This is a genomic window from Nitrospirillum iridis (genome assembly GCF_014205765.1).
GTDB classification, from domain to species: Bacteria; Pseudomonadota; Alphaproteobacteria; order Azospirillales; family Azospirillaceae; genus Nitrospirillum; species Nitrospirillum iridis.
The window spans coordinates 1-16,052 of sequence record NZ_JACIIZ010000028.1 but is presented as its reverse complement, the minus strand read 5'-3'; the positions used below and the strand labels follow the sequence as shown (position 1 = coordinate 16,052).

Below are 16,052 nucleotides of genomic sequence, written 5' to 3'. Positions count from 1 at the left end.
CGCCGACGCGCGGATGACCGGCGGGGAAGGCAAAGACGGGCCCCCCATCATGCCGATATTGAACGTTATCGATCGCTCCGGACAGAGGCGTACCGTCGAGGGTGCGTCCGGCCTTTCGGTCATGGAAGTCATTCGCGAAAACGGCTTCGATGATTTGTTGGCGCTTTGTGGCGGATGTTGCAGCTGCGCCACCTGTCACGTTCATATCGCCCCCCAATGGCTCACCAAGCTGCCGCCGATCAGCGGCGACGAGCAGGACTTGCTCGACAGCGCTTCAGACCGGGCCCCCACCTCCCGCCTCTCCTGCCAAATCCCGTTTTCCGATGCCCTGGACGGTCTCACGCTGACCATAGCCGCCGCAGACTAATATGCCGGCGGCTATGCTGCGCCCCTATCCTGCCGGCATCCCACCACAGAGCCGATATCGCCCGCGGATGTCCGGGATATTATGGACCTTTCTCAACCCGCTCACGCCCTGCCCCTGACCTTACCCGATCCACTGGCCGCCTTTGCCAGGCTCGCAACCGAGAAAGGCGCCATGATCCTGGATGGGGGAGCGGCAGGAAGCGGCCACGGGCGGTACAGCATTCTGGTGGCCGATCCCTTTTCCTGGATAGAGGTATCGGACGGGGACGGGGGTACGGTCCGGCGCGATGACGTGGTGCTGTCGACCGATCCGTTTACGGCTCTGGAGCTGGCACTGAAGCCGTTCGTCCGCCCGCCTGACGCTGGATTGCCACCTTTCGCGGGTGGCGCCGTGGGATTCATGGGGTATGAGCTGGGGCGACACCTGGAACGCCTGCCGACACCGCGACGGACGGGCATGAACCTGCCCGACATGGCCTTCGGCTTGTATGATACGGCGGCCGTCATCGATCATATGACGGGTCAAGGCTGGGTATTTTCCGGCGCGGAGCGCGAACCGGACGGTGCTGCCCGCCCGGCCCTGGCAAGACGCCTGGCGGAGGGATTGCTCGCGCGGCTTCTGGCCGCGCCGCCCCCGGCGCGGGATGCCGGGGGGCCGTTAATCGCGCGCCCCGGTTGGAAGGCTGAACTCACCCCTGCCCATTACCGGGCGCGGGTGGAAAGCATCCTGGCATACATCCAGGCTGGCGACATCTATCAAGCCAACATGACCCAGCGGTTCCTCGGCCGGCTGCGTCCCGGAACCACGCCCTGGGATGCCTATTGCCGCCTGCGTCCCCGTCTCGCCGCCCCATTCTCCGCCTTCCTCAACCTGGGTGACGGGCGCGCCTTGGCCTCGGGGTCACCGGAACGGTTCCTGTCGTTAAGGGCCGATGGGATGATCGAAACCCGCCCCATCAAGGGCACGCGCCCTCGCCATGCCGATCCCGCGCGCGATGCCGAACTGGCCGCGGAGCTGTTGGCTTCGGAGAAGGATAGGGCGGAAAATCTGATGATCGTGGATCTGCTGCGCAACGATCTGTCGCGCGTCGCCCAGGTCGGTAGCGTGAAGGTGCCCAGCCTCTGGAGGCTGGAAAGTTACCGGACGGTTCATCACCTGACTTCGGTCGTCACCGCGCAATTGCGCCCGGGCCTGGGACCTGTCGACCTGCTCCGCGCCGCCTTCCCGGGGGGGTCCGTCACGGGGGCACCCAAGCTCCGTGCGATGGAAATCATCCATGAGGTGGAACCGGCGCGGCGCGGCCCCTATTGCGGATCAGTAATGTGGATCGGCTGGGATGGGGCCATGGACAGTTCCATCGTCATTCGCACCGCCGCCGTCGCCGGCAACCGGGTGCAAGTGCAGGCGGGTGGCGGCATTGTGGCCGACAGCGACCCTGAGGAGGAATACCAGGAGAGCCTGACCAAGGCGAAGGCGATCTTGACCGCCCTCGACCCGGCTATGGCCTGGCCCCCCACCGTAGCCACGGAACAAGAGCAAGCGGCATTCGATCTGCTGTGAGCCGCTTCACCGGTTCGGACAAATCAACGCAACCCTGCACCTTCGCCGCTCTTGAGAACGCAGCTGCCGACCGCGACGGTGGCGCTTGCCATCGCCCCCGGCACGGCCCGCGGCTTTTCCACCGTGACCACGGCACCCTGGATCAGTCGATGTTCCAGGCAGGCTTCGGCCAAGCGCTTCGCAAAGGTCTCAATCAACACGATGCGCTGGACCGAAAGCTTCTCCGCCAGCGACTTGATGTGGACATAGTCGAAGACGTCTTCAACCGAGTCCCTCTCGGGTGGAACCACGGCGAGGGTCACGTGAACCACAAGCGGCTGCGGCCTTCCGATTTCGTGGTGATATGCGCCGATATCGGCGAGAATCTGCAGGTCACGCAGGGATACCGAGCAAGTGGAAGCGGGCGCCGGTGACGCCTTTATCAGGGTGGCGGGTATTGCCGCGGCTTCGCCGCGGGGGAAGAGCTCCTTCAAGGCGGTCCTCATATCAGAAAGTGGACCAGGATCGACTTCGGCACGGGATTCAACGAGCGACCGACCCTGGATATAGTCTTTGACATTATTGACGCAGTCGAGGGCGATGACTCGACCTCTTTTCAAGTAAACGACGGTGAACGCCCCGGTCGAAGGATCGCCACGCAGCACAGCCTGATCATGCCCAACCGAGAGACCAACGGTCTGTAGCTTGAAATCGAACTGGTTGGACCAGAACCATGGGACGGCATCATAGGGTTCAGCTGCGCCCGTGAGAGCTTTGGCAACGGTTGCCGCCTGGTCGCTAGCGTTCTGAACTGATTCCAGGCGGATGACAGCACCGTCAGCATAGATGTTCCTGTGGGCCGCGCAGTCGCCGATGGCGAAGATGTCAGGCAAGGACGTCCGGCAATGGGCGTCGACCATGACGCCGTTCTCTCCCACCGCCCCCGCCGCCCGAAGCGGTGCGACCGCTGGCACGATGCCAATGCCGACGATGACCATTTCGCAGTCGATCAGCCTACCGTCCGCTAATCGGACGCCCCTGACGGCTCCCCTCGCTTGCTCGAGCCCCGCGACCGTGGCGCTGAGCCGGATCTCCGTGCCCCGCGCCCGATGCTCCGCCTCAAAGAAGCGCGATATCGGCTCACCCGCGACGCGGGAGAGGACCCGATCCTGCGCCTCAAGAATCACCACACGTTTGCCGAGCTTCGCCAGCGCCGCCGCCGCCTCCAGGCCGATATAGCCACCGCCAACTACAACGATGCGGGAAGCGGCTGGCAGCTCCATCACCAGCCGGTCCACATCCGCACGGGTACGAATGGAATGCACGCCAGATAGGTCATGACCTGGACAAGCAAGCCGCCGTGGAGTAGCGCCAGCGGCCCAGATCAGCGCGCCGTACTCCATCACCCCGCCCTCGGCGAGCGTGAGCCTATGTTCTTGCGCATCCACCGCCGCGACGCGCCGCCCCAACAGCAACGTGATCCCGCGTTCGTCCCAGAAGCGCTCGGGACGGATTAGCATGCGATCGAATGGCTTCTCCCCGGTAAGATAGTCCTTTGACAAGGGCGGCCGCTCATAAGGCGGGTCCCGCTCATCACCAATCAGGGCGATCGTGCCTTCGAACTTGCGCTGGCGGAGCGCAATCGCGGCTTGGGCACCAGCGTGTCCCGTGCCAACAATGACGACATCATGCCGGACAGTCATGCTGGATCATCGACCTTGCCAGGTGTCGCGCAAGGGAGCGCGGCGCGATATGCCGCCATATCGCGGCGGTTCATGCCGCCACCTTGCCGCTGTCCTTCGCTTCTTCCTTGATCAAGCGATCGATCATGCGTATCGCCACCGTCGGCGCTCGATCGATTTCGAGGCCGACGAACTGGCGCACGCCAAGTTCCTCCTGCGACCGCTGCATAGCCATCTCGATTTCACGATCCTCAAGAAAAGTCTTCTCGAAGAGGCCGCGCATCCGCTGTGACCACTCCTTATCGCCGATCTTGTAGTTTCGCAGATGCATCCAGAAAAAATGCGTGGATCCATCGGTCTCTGGCGTAAGGAATTTGTAGCTATTGTTGCGAAGACCTTTATTGAAATTCTCCTCTGTCGGCTCAAGACCGGCCGGAATCGTAATAATATCAACCCGAGATACTGCAGGAATATAGTAGTAGAAAAACTGACCTCTATCGACGGACTGATCGCCGAAATCTTTGATCTGTCGATCCATGGGCGATGGAGGAGAGTTAAAAAGCCACTTGAACGCGACGATATAATCATCCTCTTTTTTCATTTTGACCGGTTCCGACTTGGCGGCCGGATTTCCAATCGTCATCTTATGGACGAATGTGGTATGCGCCGGATCCATGAGGTTCTCAACGATGTTGAGATAATTTGATGGATGATGCTGGTAGCCCCCATCGATCAACTCCCAGCCTTCATCGTCATAGTGATCGATCACGGGCAACCGCGTCAGATCAGCACGCGCAGCGTCCCCCATCCAGATCCACGCGATGCCGTAGCGCTCGGCAATGGGATAGCTGCGAACCTCCGCGCGCGGAGGAATCTTGTCCTGCCCAGGAATATGGGCGCAACGGCCCGCACCATCGAACACCATGCCGTGATAGCCGCACTGGATGCCGCGATCGACCAGGGTGCCCATGGACAGCGGCACAAGCCGGTGGGGACACCGATCAGCCAGCGCGACGACCTTGCCGTCCGAATCTCGGAACAACACGACGGGCTCATCCAGGATGCGGCGCGCGACCAGAGTATTCCCCAGCTCCGCGAGCCACGCGGCGGCATACCATTGGTTCTTGGCGAACTTGCTCACGAGTTGCTCTCCCTTGCCCGAAATGCGAACACGCTGTGGCCTGCGTCGCGGCTCTACAGTCAGCTGGCCAATAATAGGCCCGGATCGCCGACGCCGAAGAGCCCCACCGCTTGAACAGAGATGTGAGCAACATTGAACAATGCGAAATTCCCGCTCGTTCAGCTCGGCAATTTGGGGAAAATGCCCGTAAAGGAGCCTTCTGGAGCGGCTGAAACGACCTCGCCTGGGATCATTCACTTTTCTGCACCAGTCTGTTGCTCCGGCTAGGAATACCGCGGGCCCTCATTCCCCCTTATCCAAAGGCGACCGAGCGGCCGCAGGTGGGGGCGAGAGCCATTGATCAAGACGGAACCCGCCTCCATGCGCGACCAAGCCGGACGCGTGGTTATTCAATCACCGGGACAGCAAGGTGGGGAGCTTCGTCGTGTCGCGTACAGATACCCAACAGCCGGGCAGCTTGCTTAATGGCTATTCTTTTGAGATTTCCGCGAAGGACGCAATTCGTCTGGATGCCATCCGCGCCATCGTTCCCAGCGGCACCATAGTATCCATCACCTATCTGCCAAGTGAAACCGACGATGCGCGGATCGCCGCTGCCCGCCAGGTCCGGGAACTCGGCTTCATTCCCATGCCGCACGTTGCCGCGCGACGCATCCCATCTGCCGACGGTCTGCAGCGATTCCTGAATCGCTTGGCCATCGAAGCGCAGGTCGACCGTCTCTTTGTGATCGCGGGTGACAGCGCTGAGCCGGCCGGACCGTTTGTGGACGCGCTGTCCGTGATCACCGGAGCGCAACTAGGCGATCACGGCATCCGATCAATCGGTATCGCGGGCTATCCGGAGGGACACCCCCAAATCTCGACTGACAAGCTCAACCGCGCCCTGGCGGACAAGTCCGCCGCGCTCACGGACTTCGGCTTTTCCGGCGAGATCGTGACCCAGTTCGCCTTTGACGCCGATCCGATGCTGACCTGGGTGGCGGGCCTGCGCGCGGCAGGTATCCGCATGCCCGTGCGTCTGGGGCTGCCCGGGCCCGCCAATGTCGGCACTTTGCTTCGATTTGCCGCCAGGTGCGGTGTCGGGGCCTCGACCAAAGTACTGGCCAAGTACGGCGCCTCCATTACCAAGCTTTTACACACGGCTGGCCCTGACCACCTCTATAATGATCTCGCCCGCTCCATAGAAATGGAACAGCACGGAGCCGTAGCCGTCCATCTCTATCCATTCGGCGGGCTTCAGAAGATGGCCGACTGGGCGCACACGACAAAGTCCAGGACCAGCTGAGCGCTGTTCAACCCACGGCGGCGCGGGCCTCATGATAGATCCGGATAGTGCCGCCGACCTCGTCCGGCGACTGATCGCGATTCTTGAACCAAGTTCCGAGGAATGTGACCAGCGTACGGACCTTGCGAGGCACATTGCCACCCGGCGCATAAGCGGCGTACAGCGGTGCCTCCTCAAGAGGGAACTCCGGCAGAACCTGCCGTAGGGTTCCCTTTTCCAACTCAAGTGCGGCGACGCGCGACGGCAACATCGCGATTCCCAGGCCCCTGCCCGCCGCCGTGCATAAAGAGAAAAAGCTGTTCGACGCGAACCGCGCCGGCTGTTTCAACACCGCCTTCGAACCATCGTGGAATACCCAGTGGCTCTCCGCAGGCTTGGTCAAACACGCATGATCCGAGAGGTCGGCAAGCGTGGCCGGCTCCCCATACTCCGCCAGGTATTCCGGAGATGCGGCCAGAACGTATGGAACCGCACCGATCTTCTTAACCATGATATCAGAATCACGCACACGATGTGGTATAATACAAACATCGTATCCGCGATTTAGAAACTCATGCGGATTAAGAGAAATCTCCCCAACATGCAGCTGAATGCGGATCTGTGAATGTTCTCGGCAAAAATCAACCGCTGCGTCTGACATGTCGAAATTGCCCACCCACTTAGGGCAGACAATCGATATACTACCCTCTATGTTTTCCTTCAGCGCGTTCATTTCATTATCGCCGGTACGTATCTCGGCCAAAACACGCTTACATACCTGGTAATATTTTAAACCTATCTCAGAAGTAGTAACCGACCGCGTCGTCCTGTTCAGGAGGCGCACTCCATAAAAATTCTCCAGATCGGTAATGTGACGGGACACCAGAGCCCGAGATATGCCGAGTTCCTCAGCCGCGGCACTAAAGCTCGAATATTCCACGACCTTTGCGAAGGTCGTCATTGTCACCAGCCTGTCCATTCCACCCTGTACCTTCGCTTTTTTTGGTTGGCACCCGCACTATTGGGTGAGCGTGATTTTGCGCCTATGGGGAGCGGCTGTCGATAGAATCCATGGCGGATAGACGCTTGATCGGGCGGACCAGCCACACGGGCCATGCCCGGAACCTGGCCGCTTCGGCGCAGTCTCCCAATTGGTCATTCCCTGGCAACACAGAAGTCAACCGGCAGTGGTTGCGCCCACCGGTTACTTGGCGGCACTCTCTCCTGAGAGGGAGAGAGGGAAGCACAAGAGCAGTCAACCTGCCCGCCCCCTGACACCCAACAACTGCCAAGTGCGCAGGAACCAATGCCCAAATCAGCCGCCGCACACCCTGCAACAGCAGTCGTGGCAGCATGCTGCGCGGGCAGCCCATCAGGAAGGTGAATATTATAATGATACCGAGTTTGCAGGACGGCATCGATCAGGCAGGATCGCCGATGAAGCTGCTATGGAAGGCCAATCCGCCGACGCAGGCAGTTCCGGTGGTGAAGCCCGAATTCACCAGCTGGCAGAAGGAGCAGTCCGCTTTCGAAGAGGGCGTTCTTCTGTACGACCTGTGCCATCACATGAACGACCTGTTCATCGACGGCCCTGATGCCATGAAGCTGCTGAAGGCCGTCAGCGCAAACGACTATGAGAAATTCGAGATCGGACAAGCCAAGCAATTCGTGCCGGTCAACCGTGCGGGCCAGATCATCACCGACGGCATTCTTATGCGGATGGGCGAAAACAGCTTCATCCTGAGCGGCGTGCCAGCCTCGCAGACCTGGGTACGTTATCACGCTGATCGAGGCGGCTATGACGTGACTTATCGGGCCGACCCTGACTCGGCGAACCGTAAGGACGGCCCGCCGGCCATGTTCCGCTACCAGATACAAGGTCCCAAGGCGATGGAGGTGGTTGAACGCGCCCTCGGCGCGGCGCCACCCCGCGTCAAATTCTTCCATTCGGAGGAAGTTACGATTGCCGGTCGCAAGTTGCGCGCGTTTCGGCATGGAATGGCCGGCCAACCGGGCTTCGAGTTTCTTGGGAATTGGGAGGATAATGATGTGGTGAAGCAGGCCCTGCTCGACGCGGGCGAGCCCTCTGGCCTCGTCCAGGTTGGCGGCATGGCTTATTACACCAATGGCATCGAGAGCGGCTGGATCCCCACACCGACCCCTGCCATCTATACCGATCCCGAATTGGAGGACTATCGCCGGTTCGCCAGCCTATATTCCTATGAAGGAAAGAAGCCGCTGCATGGAAGCTTCTACTCGGAGAATATCGAAGATTACTATATCTCCCCGTATGAACTCGGCTATGGCCGCTCCATCGCCTTCAACCACGATTTCATCGGACGCGAGGCGCTCGAGCAGGCGAAGGACCATGTGAAGCGGACACGGGTGACCCTGGTCTATAACGCCGACGACGTCCGGGAAGTGATGGGTGATCCCGGGTACCTGCTGCGCTATCCCCGCGACCGGGTTGAAATCAACGGTGCGCTGGTCGGCTTGGCGATGTATACGGCCAACTTCGCCCGGCATGGCACCTTGCTGTCGCTGGCGCTGGTCGACACACGGTATGCGGAGCCCGGCACGGAAGTCACCGTAGCCTGGGGCGAGCATCCCGGCCCAAACGGGCCCATCGACGCGCATAGGGACTTCCCACGGATCCGCGCCACCGTTGAGGCGTCACCGTACAACCAATACGCTCGATCGGGTTACCGGCGCTGATCGCACCTTCCCTCGCCGCCTTGAGGGACAAGGAGATCAAGGCCCCAAGGACGGGCGGTCCGCCCGTCTAGCAGATCGCCCAAAGGTGGAATCGCCTTTGGGCGTGAAGCTGCTCGCGGACAGACCCATATATAGTGACTAAATTTTACTGGCCGCCGCCGGGGCCCTTCCCTGGCGACGGCGGCGATTTAAGAACCGTATCGGCCTGGACGCTGGACCGGCCATCGCCCGGCAGGGGCGGGACGGTCAGCGCAATCATAAAGGGCCCGTCGATGTCACGACGGGCCCTTTATGCAATTCCGACCATCCCACCGCCCCGACACTATCGTCGGCGCGCCGCCTTCACCGTATTGCTCAACAAGCAGGCGATCGTCATCGGCCCAACGCCATTGGGAACAGGGGTCACCACGGCCGCGTGATCCATCTCGTCAGCGGCGGCATCGCCGACGATACGGGCATTGCCATCGTCATCGACAACGCGGGTTATGCCGACATCAATGACAACGGCACCAGGCTTGACCCAGTCTCCCCGAACCAGGCGAGGTGATCCGGCAGCCACCACGACGATATCGGCGCCTCGAACGATGTCTGGCAGATTGCGCGTGTGGATATGCGTCACCGTCACGGTGCACTCCCGCTCAAGCAACAGCAGCGCCACGGGCTTGCCGACGATGTTCGATTTGCCGATGACAACCGCCTTCAATCCGCGGAACTCGGTGACCACCTCGTCGAGCAACAGCATGCATCCCAGGGGCGTGCAGGGTATCAGGCCATCATTGCCAATGGAAAGCCGCCCCACGTTAACGGGGTGGAAGCCGTCCACGTCCTTGGACGGATCGATGGCGTCAAGCAGCTTCCCGGCGCTGATGTGGGGCGGAAGCGGCAGCTGAACCAGGATGCCATGCACCAAGGGATCGGCATTAAGCGTCCCAATCAGCGTGAGCAACGCCTCCTCCCCGGTCTCGGCCGGCAACCGATGCTCGAAGGAGCGGATGCCAACTTCTCGAGCCTTGATGAGCTTGCGCCGGACGTAGACTTGGCTGGGCGGATCATCGCCGACCAGGACAACGGCCAGACCGGGAGCGACGCCGCCCGCCTTCAGCCGGAGAACCTCCTCGGCGACCCGGCTGCACAGCGCGTCCGCGACAATGTCGCCGCGTAGAACCCGTGCCATCGTCAATCACGGAAAACGATGGTGCGGTGACCATCGATGAGAACGCGCTGCTCTAGATGGTCACTGACCGCGCGGGCAAGAACGCGCCGTTCCACATCCCGCCCCTTGCGGATCATGTCCTCCGGCAAGTCCGCGTGCGTAACAAGCTCGACGTCCTGGTGGATGATGGGGCCTTCGTCGAGATCGGATGTCACATAGTGCGCTGTGGCGCCGATCATCTTCACGCCGCGCGCATGCGCCTGGTGATAGGGCTTGGCCCCCTTGAAACCGGGCAGGAAGCTATGATGGATGTTGATACAACGTCCGCTGAGAAAGCTGGCCAGATCATCGGACAGGATCTGCATATAGCGCGCGAGAACGATCAGGTCCGCGCCGGACTCTTCAACAATCCGCTTGATCCCGGCTTCCTGCGCGGCCTTCGTGCCAGGGGTCACCGGCAGGTGATGAAACGGGATATGCTCCGGAATCCAGGTGCGTAGCACCTCTTGCGAATGGTTGGAGACTATCCCCACAAAGTGCGCGTCGATCTCCCCCAGCCGTTCCCGATACAGGAGATCGACGAGGCAGTGGTCGAACTTCGACACGAGGAGAAGCACGCGTTGCGGCTCGCCAGCGCAGCGCAAATTGATCCGCATGCCCTCCGCCTCAAGCCGATCGAGTGCTGGCTTCAAGACGTCCCGTGGCTGGTCGAGTTGGAACTCGATGCGCATGAAAAACGTGCCGCTCAGCCGATCGGCGAAGTGCTGCGCCTCAAGGATGTTCGCGCCTTTCGCGAACAGGGCGCCACTCACGGCGGCGACCAGACCCGGTCGATCCGGGCAGGTGATGGTCATGCGATAAATGTTGGGGGTCCGGTTCATGGGTTTCAAATCCGCGTTTTAGGTCAGCATTTTCCATGCCCGCAGAGGTCCGCCCCAGGAGCCCGGGCGCCGCCGTCGCAGCACGCCGCCTATGAGGCACGCCCCTCCAGGCCACCATTGTTCTTGCGGGACGCGCGCCGGCGCCCCGAAGTGGGCGATAGCCAAACGCCTACTCGGCACCGATCGGTTGTTGGGAAGTCAGCCCGGCAACGTCAACCGTCTGATTGCGCCCCTCGGCCAGGTACGGGAAGCGCGCGACCCTCGCCTTCACTTCCTTCATCCGTCCACCGAAATCGCCCCATAGAACGACAACCTGGTTGCCGATTTCCGCCTGATCCAGGTCAATCGTGGCCATCGAGATGACCTTGCGGAAATGGTAGCTGTAGACGGTGCCAGACGAAATGCCGACCCGCCTTCCGTTCTTGAGAACATGGTCGGCGTGGGCATAGGTCCGGCGATGCGCCGGCGATCCCGGTATTTCCAAATACTTGTATTCCTCGCCTGGCCGCAACAGCGAGGCATAGATATCGAGGACGTCTTCGGGATCCCACTCCAGCGTGACGACGGTGCGCTTGGGCGCGGCCAGTTCTTTCTCAACGGCGTCCCGACCAATGAATGCGTGATCGAGCCTGACTGACCGCTGCCAGCCCACCTCGCAAGGCGTCCGGTATCGGGCCCGGCGATCCGCCGGATCGACGCTCCCAACAAACTCCGGTGCCCCCCACCAGGCATGGGGGTTGGCCTTGACGAACTCAAGGTAACCGGGATCATCGTAAAGTGCCGACGTGAACGTCCAGAATAACTGGGGAAAGCCCCCCTCCACATGATTGACGGGGAAAGTCTGCCATCCCAGCCGTTCAATGCCAAACGGCTGGCCGGCCTTGACGACCGCATCGAAGACCTCAGGCCCCAGTGCACTTGGGCCGTGTAGCTCATAAGCCAGCGTGCCCGCCATCCCCACGCGAAGAATTTGAACCGAGTGCCCAGCCACAGTGGTCTGCCGGAAACGCAGGAAGTTTATATCGCGCAGGCTCTCGCCCGTGGCTGCTTCAAGCGTTTCAAGCGACGTCGGGCCCGCCACCTGGAACAGAAAATTGTTCTGCACTTCCTGCTGGACATCGAATGCCGTGACGCTGTGCTGGTAGAGAGACCAAGGTCCGCTTACGAACAGCCGAAAGGTATCCTCCGCCAGCCTTTGCAGGACACCGTGGGCGGTGATGAGCCCTTTTTCGTCGCACGCGATGGCGTGCTTGGCGGTGCCGACGCGGAACTTCGAGAAATTATTGACGAAGATGCTCGTGAGGAAGGCCTCCGCTTCCGGACCCTTGTAGAGCACCTGACCGGGACCGGAAAGTCCCCCATGGATATAACAGCTCTTCTTCCACGAAAGACTCTCTGGCTTCCATCCGTTGAACTCCCATTGCCGAACGACACCCCATCCGACGAATTGCAGGGCATATTCTGGATAGTATGGAACGGCGGGGGGATCGATGAACGGTGAAGGTGCAGGCATTAGAATGAGTCCTTGCCGATGACTGGGGCCGGCCATGGTCAATCGACACCACAGCCGGCTCCGAGGTTTTGTTTGGCGAGCAGATTCACGCGTTGGGGCGGAGTGCCTTTCCGCGATCCGCTCTAGAAGTGCAGACCGGCCGTGACACCAAACGTCCGAGGAGGAGCGGAACCCCAGCTGTCGCCGAAGTTGGTCGCGTCCATTTGCGTCGTATAGAATTGATCTGTCAGGTTCTTTGCCCAAAAGCGCAGACTGTAGCGATCGTCTGTCGACGTCCAGGTCACGGACGCATCAAGCACGTTGTAGTGCGGCTGCTTCAAGCGGTTCTCGGGAGCGGTATAATACCCACCATTATAATAATAATTCGCCGCAACAGTGATGTCACCGAACGATATGGGTATTATATAGCGCCCGCCAAGATTGAACGTAAAGTCCGGCGTATTCTGCAGGTGGTTGCCCGACGCGTCGACCGTCCCCACGGCATTCCCGCCAGTCTGTAGGGGTGTTGTCAGGAACGCTGCCGGGAACGATGTGTACCGGGCATGCAAAAGACTGACCCCGGCGTTGAAGGACAGATGGTTGGTGACTTGAGCCTCAATATCGGCATCCATGCCGTAGCTGTGGGCGCCCTGCGCGTTATAGACGAAGAGCAGGCCATTCTGGATTTGGTTAACCTGGATGTTCTGGTAGTCATAGTAGAAGGCCGCCACGTTCACGCGGAGGCGGCGATTGAGCAGATCGGATTTCAGACCCACTTCATACGCGTCGAGTACCTCAGGCTTGAGGACCACTTCCGGGAAAGCCATCGCGGTAAAGGAGCCCCCCTTGAAGCCCCGGTTATAGGAGGCGTAGGCGAGCAGCTCGGGCGAGAAGCGATGATCAAGCGACAGGCGCCATGTGAGCTTGTTGAATGACTTGCTCTCATTCACCGGGGTGACCGGCGTGACAAGAAAGCCCCCGATATCCAAAACCTCGCTCGACTTCACGCTGCGATCATCCATGGTGTAGCGCAAACCGGCGGTGAGGTTGGTATCGTCCCCGAGGGCGTAGGTTCCCTGTCCGAAGGCGGCGTATGAATTCAAGAGCTGATTGGTAAACAGGGAAAGGGTACCGGGCAGGAACGAGCCCGACGTGTTGGACGGGTCATAACGCTGGTCAGCCCAGAAATAATACGCGCCGAGAACCCACTTGAGGGGGCCGCTGTTGGTCGAAAGCAACTGCAGCTCCTGGCTGAATTGCTTGTCGTGCTGGCTGATGTCCAAATTGAGAAGCGGCGCCGCCGTCTCGTCGGGATCGAAAATCGTGTGTAGCGAGGATTCACGATAGGCGCTGATGCTCAGCAGCTGGACGCTGTCGAAATCGTGTTTGGCGGTGAGGCTCGTACCCCAATTCTCGGTTTTCACGTAGGGCTGCTGATCCAAGGCGATATCGTAGTTTCCGCCTGATGGCGACACGCCAAGAATGTTCGTGCTGAAGGTATGGAAGGCGGGATCGGCGGCCTTGTACTGCGCATAGTCTCCGGACAACGTGATGTCCGTATCAGCGTCTGCCTGCCAAAGAAGCTTGCCTCGGCCCGCGATACTGCGATGCGTCTGAACGTCCTGGCCGGTAACCAGGTTCTTGCCGAAGCCGTCCCCCTGGTTCTCGTACATCACCGCCGCGCTCGCCATAAGCCCATTGGCCAACCCGCCGCTCACATAACCCGACGTGCCAACCGTGTTGTAGTTGCCGTAGGTGGTCTGCAGATCGGCGGTGAAATCAGGTGTCGGCGTCCGGCTGGTCACCTGGATCAGACCACCGGTCGCATTACGGCCAAACAGCGTACCCTGCGGCCCCTTGAGGACGGCCACCTGATCGACGTCGATCAATGAAAACAGCGCACCGCTTGGCGAGGCGATGTAGACGCCATCCACATAGGTCGCGACCGGGTTTTCGATACCCGGCCCCTGCGCCGTCGTGCCAACGCCCCGAATGCGCGGCTGCCCATAGCCGGCCAGCGCCGTATTGAAATTGAGGCCGGGCGTCAGCGCCTTCAAATCACTGGTATCGATGGTACCGGACGCGGTCAAGGCCTCGGAACTCAGCGCAGTGATGGCGATGGGAACATCCTGCGCCTTCTCGGCACGCTTCTGGGCGGTGACGACGACCTCTTGGAGCACCGTCGTATCGGCCGCGTGCTGATCTTCCGCAGGCATGGCAGACTGATCGGCTGCGAGGGGGCTGGCAGATGCTGTCTGCGCGAATGCCGCCCCCCATAATATCGAGGTGAAACTGGCACCCGCGAGCAAGAGCGGCCGAACCTTGGATTGAACCATTCTGTCCATCACCTTCCTCCCTGATTTTATCGCGGTCGCCTTGTGGCGTGCCGCGTTTTAAGCCGCCATCGGGGAATGCTCTGCGCGCACCACTTTTGCTGGCGCGTAGCCCCCTCTGTCGACAATTGGATGATAGGGCGCACCGTGGCGCTGGGGTGATCGACACTCATCGCGAAGCGATAACTTCTGTGCCCGGCACCATGAACACAGCACCGGGGGTGCGGATACCAATATTTAAAGATTAAATCGGCAACGATTGTGATGCCGGCGCTTCTGCTTCTTTGCCGTGTGGTAATGTATGGTGCGCTGGCATGGCCCTTTTTCAGTATTGCTTCAGTGATGAGCGTTGGCTGGCGATGGCGCGGGTGATCGATGTCGTGCAGACTGTACCGTGCTGGTTATTCTGAACCGTCGGTGCGCCTTGGTGCTATCGGTGGTGCACACGCGGAAGGGCTTGGATTTCCTGGCCCGGATGCTCTGATGGCGCATCAGACGTTCGACGCGACCCCGGCTGACGGCGTGGCCTTCGGCCCGCAGCGTGGCGTGGATACGCGGCACGCCGTATTGAACCGCGCCGGGATTGTCGGAGGCGTTTTGGCTTGAGTCAGGCGGCCATCGCCGGAGTGTCCGTCATGGTGTGGAAGCGAGCCTCAGCTTCGGCGGGCGGGATGTTGCCGATAGGCCCCAGGACCCGCCGGTGGTTGAACCAATCGACCCATTCCAGGGTGGCGTATTCGACGGCCTCGAAGGATCGCCATGGTCCACGCCGGTGGATCACCTCGGCCTTGTAAAGGCCATTGATGGTTTCCGCCAGGGCGTTGTCGTAGCTGTCGCCGACGCTGCCGACCGAGGGCTCGATCCCGGCGTCCGCCAAGCGCTCAGTGTACTTGATGCTGACGTATTGAACGCCCCTGTCCGAATGGTGAACCAGGCCGCCGTGCTTGGCCGGTCGCCTTTCATGCAGGGCCGGCTCCAGGGCGTCGAGCACGAAGGCGGCATGGGGGCCGTCCGCGACACCCGCCAGCCGACGATGCGCCGGGCGTAGGCGTCGATGACGAAGGCCACGTAGACGAAGCCCCGCCAGGTGGCGACGTAGGTGAAATCCGACAGCCACAGCATGTTCGGCCGGGGCGCATGGAATTGCCGATTGACGTGGTCCAGCGGACAGGGCGCCGCCTTGTCGCTCACCGTGGTCTTCACCGGCTTGCCCCGGATCACCCCTCGCAAGCCCAAATCCCGCATCAGTCGGGCGACCGTGCAGCGTGCGACGGCGTGGTCCTCCCGCTTGAACTGGTGCCAGACCTTGCGCACGCCATAGACGGCGAAGTTCTCGTCGAACACCCGCCGTATCGCGACCTTCAACCTCGTGTCCCGCTTGGCCTGGACTTGGACTTGCCCTGGAAAAGTGGAGAGCCATCACCCTAAAATTTGGGTCTGATGGAGGTTAATGATGGTTCGTGTGAAGCAGGCGAAGATCACGGC

Annotated in this window: 11 protein-coding genes and 2 pseudogenes; 4 read left to right on the top strand and 9 right to left on the bottom strand. The window is 60.9% G+C overall.

The genetic code is table 11. The annotated features are described in order from the left end of the window. Nucleotides 1–49: 49 nt before the first annotated feature. Nucleotides 50–367 (top strand): 2Fe-2S iron-sulfur cluster-binding protein, encoded by a 318-nt coding sequence (locus FHS74_RS29040; RefSeq protein WP_184807761.1) that lies wholly within the window; start codon nucleotides 50–52, stop codon nucleotides 365–367. Between the two features lie 81 nt (nucleotides 368–448). Beyond that, on the top strand, nucleotides 449–1,927 hold the full coding sequence (gene pabB, locus FHS74_RS29035; RefSeq protein ID WP_184807760.1) for an aminodeoxychorismate synthase component I: 1,479 nt from the start codon (nucleotides 449–451) through the stop codon (nucleotides 1,925–1,927). A 23-nt stretch (nucleotides 1,928–1,950) separates the two neighbouring features. Here pabB and FHS74_RS29030 read toward each other — a convergent pair whose 3' ends face one another. Then, nucleotides 1,951–3,609, bottom strand: coding sequence for an FAD-dependent oxidoreductase (locus FHS74_RS29030; RefSeq protein WP_184807759.1), 1,659 nt, complete (start codon nucleotides 3,607–3,609; stop codon nucleotides 1,951–1,953). A 70-nt stretch (nucleotides 3,610–3,679) separates the two neighbouring features. After that, nucleotides 3,680–4,729, bottom strand: coding sequence for a Rieske 2Fe-2S domain-containing protein (locus tag FHS74_RS29025; RefSeq protein WP_184807758.1), 1,050 nt, complete (start codon nucleotides 4,727–4,729; stop codon nucleotides 3,680–3,682). Nucleotides 4,730–5,153: 424 nt separating this feature from the next. Between FHS74_RS29025 and FHS74_RS29020 the strand changes: the two genes are divergently transcribed. Continuing rightward, the gene (locus FHS74_RS29020) at nucleotides 5,154–6,014 is read left to right on the top strand and encodes a methylenetetrahydrofolate reductase (RefSeq protein ID WP_211106624.1); all 861 of its coding nucleotides are present in this window, start codon (nucleotides 5,154–5,156) and stop codon (nucleotides 6,012–6,014) included. Between the two features lie 7 nt (nucleotides 6,015–6,021). On the opposite strand, the gene FHS74_RS29015 is transcribed toward FHS74_RS29020, so the two are convergent. Continuing rightward, nucleotides 6,022–6,972 (bottom strand): LysR family transcriptional regulator, encoded by a 951-nt coding sequence (locus FHS74_RS29015; protein WP_211106623.1) that lies wholly within the window; start codon nucleotides 6,970–6,972, stop codon nucleotides 6,022–6,024. 425 nt (nucleotides 6,973–7,397) lie between these two features. On the opposite strand from FHS74_RS29015, the gene FHS74_RS29010 reads away from it, so the two are divergent. Next, on the top strand, nucleotides 7,398–8,708 hold the full coding sequence (locus FHS74_RS29010) for an aminomethyltransferase family protein (RefSeq protein ID WP_211106622.1): 1,311 nt from the start codon (nucleotides 7,398–7,400) through the stop codon (nucleotides 8,706–8,708). Nucleotides 8,709–9,030: 322 nt separating this feature from the next. Here the strand turns inward: FHS74_RS29010 and FHS74_RS29005 are convergent, their stop codons facing one another. From FHS74_RS29005 to FHS74_RS28980, 6 genes and pseudogenes are all read right to left on the bottom strand, one after another. Beyond that, nucleotides 9,031–9,888 carry a bifunctional 5,10-methylenetetrahydrofolate dehydrogenase/5,10-methenyltetrahydrofolate cyclohydrolase gene (locus FHS74_RS29005; protein WP_211106621.1) on the bottom strand — a complete coding sequence of 286 codons (858 nt, stop codon included), beginning with the start codon at nucleotides 9,886–9,888 and terminating at the stop codon, nucleotides 9,031–9,033. Further along, nucleotides 9,885–10,742, bottom strand: a complete 858-nt coding sequence (gene purU, locus FHS74_RS29000; protein WP_184807754.1) for a formyltetrahydrofolate deformylase — start codon at nucleotides 10,740–10,742, stop codon at nucleotides 9,885–9,887. The genes FHS74_RS29005 and purU overlap by 4 nt, the downstream gene beginning before the upstream one ends. A 169-nt stretch (nucleotides 10,743–10,911) precedes the next feature. Beyond that, complete coding sequence (locus tag FHS74_RS28995; protein WP_184807753.1) at nucleotides 10,912–12,255, bottom strand: aminomethyl transferase family protein; 1,344 nt, start codon at nucleotides 12,253–12,255, stop codon at nucleotides 10,912–10,914. A gap of 122 nt (nucleotides 12,256–12,377) precedes the next feature. Then, nucleotides 12,378–14,579 (bottom strand): TonB-dependent receptor, encoded by a 2,202-nt coding sequence (locus FHS74_RS28990; RefSeq protein WP_184807752.1) that lies wholly within the window; start codon nucleotides 14,577–14,579, stop codon nucleotides 12,378–12,380. Between the two features lie 417 nt (nucleotides 14,580–14,996). Beyond that, nucleotides 14,997–15,137, bottom strand: a pseudogene (locus FHS74_RS30770) (IS3 family transposase); the annotation flags it as partial. Between the two features lie 37 nt (nucleotides 15,138–15,174). Beyond that, nucleotides 15,175–15,953 (bottom strand): annotated as a pseudogene (locus tag FHS74_RS28980) (IS3 family transposase); the annotation flags it as partial. Between the last annotated feature and the right edge of the window lie 99 nt (nucleotides 15,954–16,052).

Bases quoted from the DNA above. Each gene is read 5' to 3' on its own strand.
- purU (WP_184807754.1), bottom strand. From the start codon at position 10,742: ATGAACCGGACCCCCAACATTTATCGCATGACCATCACCTGCCCGGAT.
- FHS74_RS28990 (WP_184807752.1), bottom strand. From the start codon at position 14,579: ATGGACAGAATGGTTCAATCCAAGGTTCGGCCGCTCTTGCTCGCGGGT.
- FHS74_RS28995 (WP_184807753.1), bottom strand. From the start codon at position 12,255: ATGCCTGCACCTTCACCGTTCATCGATCCCCCCGCCGTTCCATACTAT.
- FHS74_RS29030 (WP_184807759.1), bottom strand. From the start codon at position 3,609: ATGACTGTCCGGCATGATGTCGTCATTGTTGGCACGGGACACGCTGGT.
- FHS74_RS29015 (WP_211106623.1), bottom strand. From the start codon at position 6,972: ATGGACAGGCTGGTGACAATGACGACCTTCGCAAAGGTCGTGGAATAT.
- pabB (WP_184807760.1), top strand. From the start codon at position 449: ATGGACCTTTCTCAACCCGCTCACGCCCTGCCCCTGACCTTACCCGAT.
- FHS74_RS29040 (WP_184807761.1), top strand. From the start codon at position 50: ATGCCGATATTGAACGTTATCGATCGCTCCGGACAGAGGCGTACCGTC.